The organism is Streptomyces sp. AM25, assembly GCF_058146165.1.
On the sequence record NZ_JBKIWN010000128.1, the window covers coordinates 1 to 3,086 of the forward strand.

The window sequence follows — 3,086 nt, forward strand, 5'->3', positions numbered from 1 at the left end:
CGGGTCGTCGAGTACGAAGTGACCAACCGGAGGGTGTACACCAGGTTGTGCGAGTGAGCGATGATTGCTCCTGTTGGTTCCGGTTCCTGCCCTGAACGGAAAGTTACGCATAGTGATATCGAGGCAGGACGACGAGATGGGCCGCGCCGAGGCCGCGGAGCGGGTGAAGCGGGTGCTGTCGCCGGAGGCGATCGACGTGCTGATCGCGGACGCGAAGGACTCCGGGATCGGTCTGGACGGCCGGGACGGCCTGTTGCAGCAGATGATGAAGCGGGTCATCGAGCGGGCTCTGCAGGCCGAGCTGAGTGATCATCTCGGTTATGAGGCGGGGGATCCGGCCGGGCGGGGCAGCGGCAACAACCGCAACGGCTCCTACCCGAAGACGGTGACCACCACGGCCGGCCCCGTCGGGATCGATGTGCCCCGTGACCGCAAGGGCGAGTACGAGCCGCGGATCGTGCCGAAGGGCACGCGGCGGCTGGGGCAGGTGGACGAGATGATCCTGTCGCTGTATGCACGCGGGATGACCACCCGTGACATCACCGCCCACCTGGCCGAGGTCTACGGCGCCGAGGTGTCCCCGGCGCTGGTCTCGAAGGTGACCGATGTGATCGCCGACGAGGTGACCGGCTGGCAGAACCGGCCGCTCGACGAGTGTTACCCGATCTTGTATATCGACGCGATCCGGATCAGGGTCCGTGACAGCGGGCACGTCGTCGACAAGGCCGCCCACCTGGTCATCGGCGTGGATGTGGACGGCATCAAGAACGTGCTGGGCATCTGGCTCCAGGACAACGAAGGGGCGAAATTCTGGCTCCACGTGCTGACCCGGCTCGAGCACCGCGGCCTGGCCGACGCCCTGGTGGTGTGCTGCGACGGACTCAAAGGGCTGCCCGAGGCGATCGAGGCCGTCTGGCCCCAGGCGATCACGCAGACGTGCGTCGTTCACTTGATCAGGTCGGCCCTGAAATACGTGAACTCCACCGACCGCAAAAAGGTCGCCGCGGCGCTGAAGCCCGTCTACACCGCCGTCGACGAGAGTGCCGCCCTCGAAGCCCTCGAGCAGGTCCGCGAGGACTGGGGCCGGCACTATCCCGGCGCGGTCAGCGTGTTCGAGAACGCGTGGGAGCAGTTCATCCCGTTCCTCGACTTCGACCAGGACATCCGCCGCGTGATCCATACGACCAACGCGATCGAGTCGATGAACCGCAATCTGCGCAAACTCGTCAAGACATCCGGGCATTTCCCGTCCGACGACGCCGCGATGAAGATGCTCCACCTCGGCATCCGCAACATCGAGGGCCGCCACATCGACGGCAACGGAACCACAGTCCCTGCCGGCCGCGTCCGCGGCACCGGAACCCTCGGCTGGACCCGCGCCATGAACCAGTTCAAAATCCGGTTCGGCGACCGACTCCCACTCTGACCAATATCAACAGACAGTAACCACGGCAGGAACCCGACCCAACGGAGCGCAACAGGCATCACACACAAACCGGTTGACATCCCCGACGGGGCTGACGCTGCGAAGCCTGTTCCGGAGGCGGTTGACGACCAGCTGGTCGGGATGCTGGTCGAGCGGGCCCGTGCGGAGGGCCTGCAGCTGACGGGCGAAGGCGGGCTGCTGCAGCAGCTGACCAAGCGCGTCCTGGAGGCCGCCCTCGACGGCGAGATGACCGGTCATCTCGGCTATGAGAAGCACGATCCGGCCGGGAAGAACAGCGGCAACTCCCGTAACGGGACACGGTCGAAGACCGTCCTGACAGATGTCGGACCGGTGGAGATATCCGTGCCGCGGGACACGGACGGCAGCTTCGAGCCGCAGATCGTCAAGAAGCGGCAGCGCCGGCTGACGGGCGTCGATGAAATGGTGCTTTCCCTTTCCGCGAAAGGACTCACCCTCGGCGAGATATCGGCCCATCTCGCCGAGGTGTACGGCGCCGAGATCTCCAAGCAGACCATCACCACGATTACCGACAAGGTGATGGACGGCATGGCGGAATGGCAGTCACGCCCGCTCGACCGCGTCTACCCGGTCGTCTTCGTCGACGCCATCAACGTTAAGGTCCGCGACGGGCAGGTCGCCACCGGCCGATATACATAGCCCTGGCGGTCACGGCCGAGGGCACCCGGGAAATCCTCGGGATCTGGGCCGGCGACGGCGGCGAAGGCGCGAAGCACTGGCTGCAGGTGTTCACCGAACTCCGCAACCGCGGCGTCGAGGACGTCCTCATGCTCGTCTGCGACGGCTTGAAGGGCCTGCCCGACGCGGTCGAGGCCGTCTGGCCTCGCACCGTGGTCCAGACCTGCATCGTTCACCTGATCCGCAACAGCATCCGCTACGTCGCCCGGCAGGACTGGGACAAAGTCGCGCGTGACCTCAAGCCCGTTTACACCGCCCCTAAAACTTGTCTCGCGACGGCTATCAGGCTCGGCTGAGGGCAAGGTTGTGCATGTGGGCGACGCCGCTGGTGGCCCAGTAGACGCCGTTGCCCTTCAGGCGGCAGTCCCGCAGGATCTTCCAGTTCTTCATCCGGGCGAAGGCGTGCTCGACCCGAGCCCGGACCTGCCGGTGGGAGGTGTTGTGCCGCTCTTTCCAGTCCGGGAGTCGTTCTTGTCCCGGCTGGCGTCGGTGAGGCATGAGGATTCCGGTGCCCTGGTAGCCGCCGTCGGCGAGGACGGTCGCGTTGCCGCAGACATCCTTGATACCGGACTCGGCGAAGGCGGTGCAGTCGTTGCGGTTGCCCGGCAGTGGCCGACCGACGGCGAGCACGAGCCGAGTCTCGGCCTTGATGAGGACTTGGAGGTTCGCCGAGTACCGGTAGTTCTTGGACGAGGCGGACACCGTCCGGTCCCGGGTGGGCACCAAGGTTCCGTCCACAACGAGGACTTGGTGCCGTCCGGGCTTGCGTTTGCCCGGTGCCAGGGCCAGCAGGGGGCCGTGTCGGCTGATGATCCGGCCGACGGCTGCCGGGGAGATCCCGAAGAGCGGAGCGAGCTGGCGCATGGTGAGGTTGGTGCGGCAGTACATCGCCACCAGCAGCACCCGGTCCTCCAGCTGAGGCGCCTCGCGTTTTCCGGACAGT

At 66.0% G+C, this 3,086-nt stretch carries 2 protein-coding genes and 1 pseudogene; 2 read left to right on the plus strand and 1 reads right to left on the minus strand.

Annotated features, from left to right (window positions below; translation table 11 throughout):
• Positions 1–136: 136 nt before the first annotated feature.
• Positions 137–1,426 (plus strand): IS256 family transposase, encoded by a 1,290-nt coding sequence (locus ACLHRZ_RS37200; protein WP_490423006.1) that lies wholly within the window; start codon positions 137–139, stop codon positions 1,424–1,426.
• Positions 1,427–1,567: 141 nt separating this feature from the next.
• Positions 1,568–2,403, plus strand: a pseudogene (locus ACLHRZ_RS37205) (IS256 family transposase); the annotation flags it as partial.
• Positions 2,404–2,425: 22 nt separating this feature from the next.
• On the opposite strand, the gene ACLHRZ_RS37210 reads toward ACLHRZ_RS37205, so the two are convergent.
• A partial coding sequence (locus ACLHRZ_RS37210; RefSeq protein WP_490423005.1) for a transposase occupies positions 2,426–3,086 on the minus strand: 661 nt, incomplete at its 5' end.

Bases quoted from the DNA above. Each gene is read 5' to 3' on its own strand.
- ACLHRZ_RS37200 (WP_490423006.1), top strand. From the start codon at position 137: ATGGGCCGCGCCGAGGCCGCGGAGCGGGTGAAGCGGGTGCTGTCGCCG.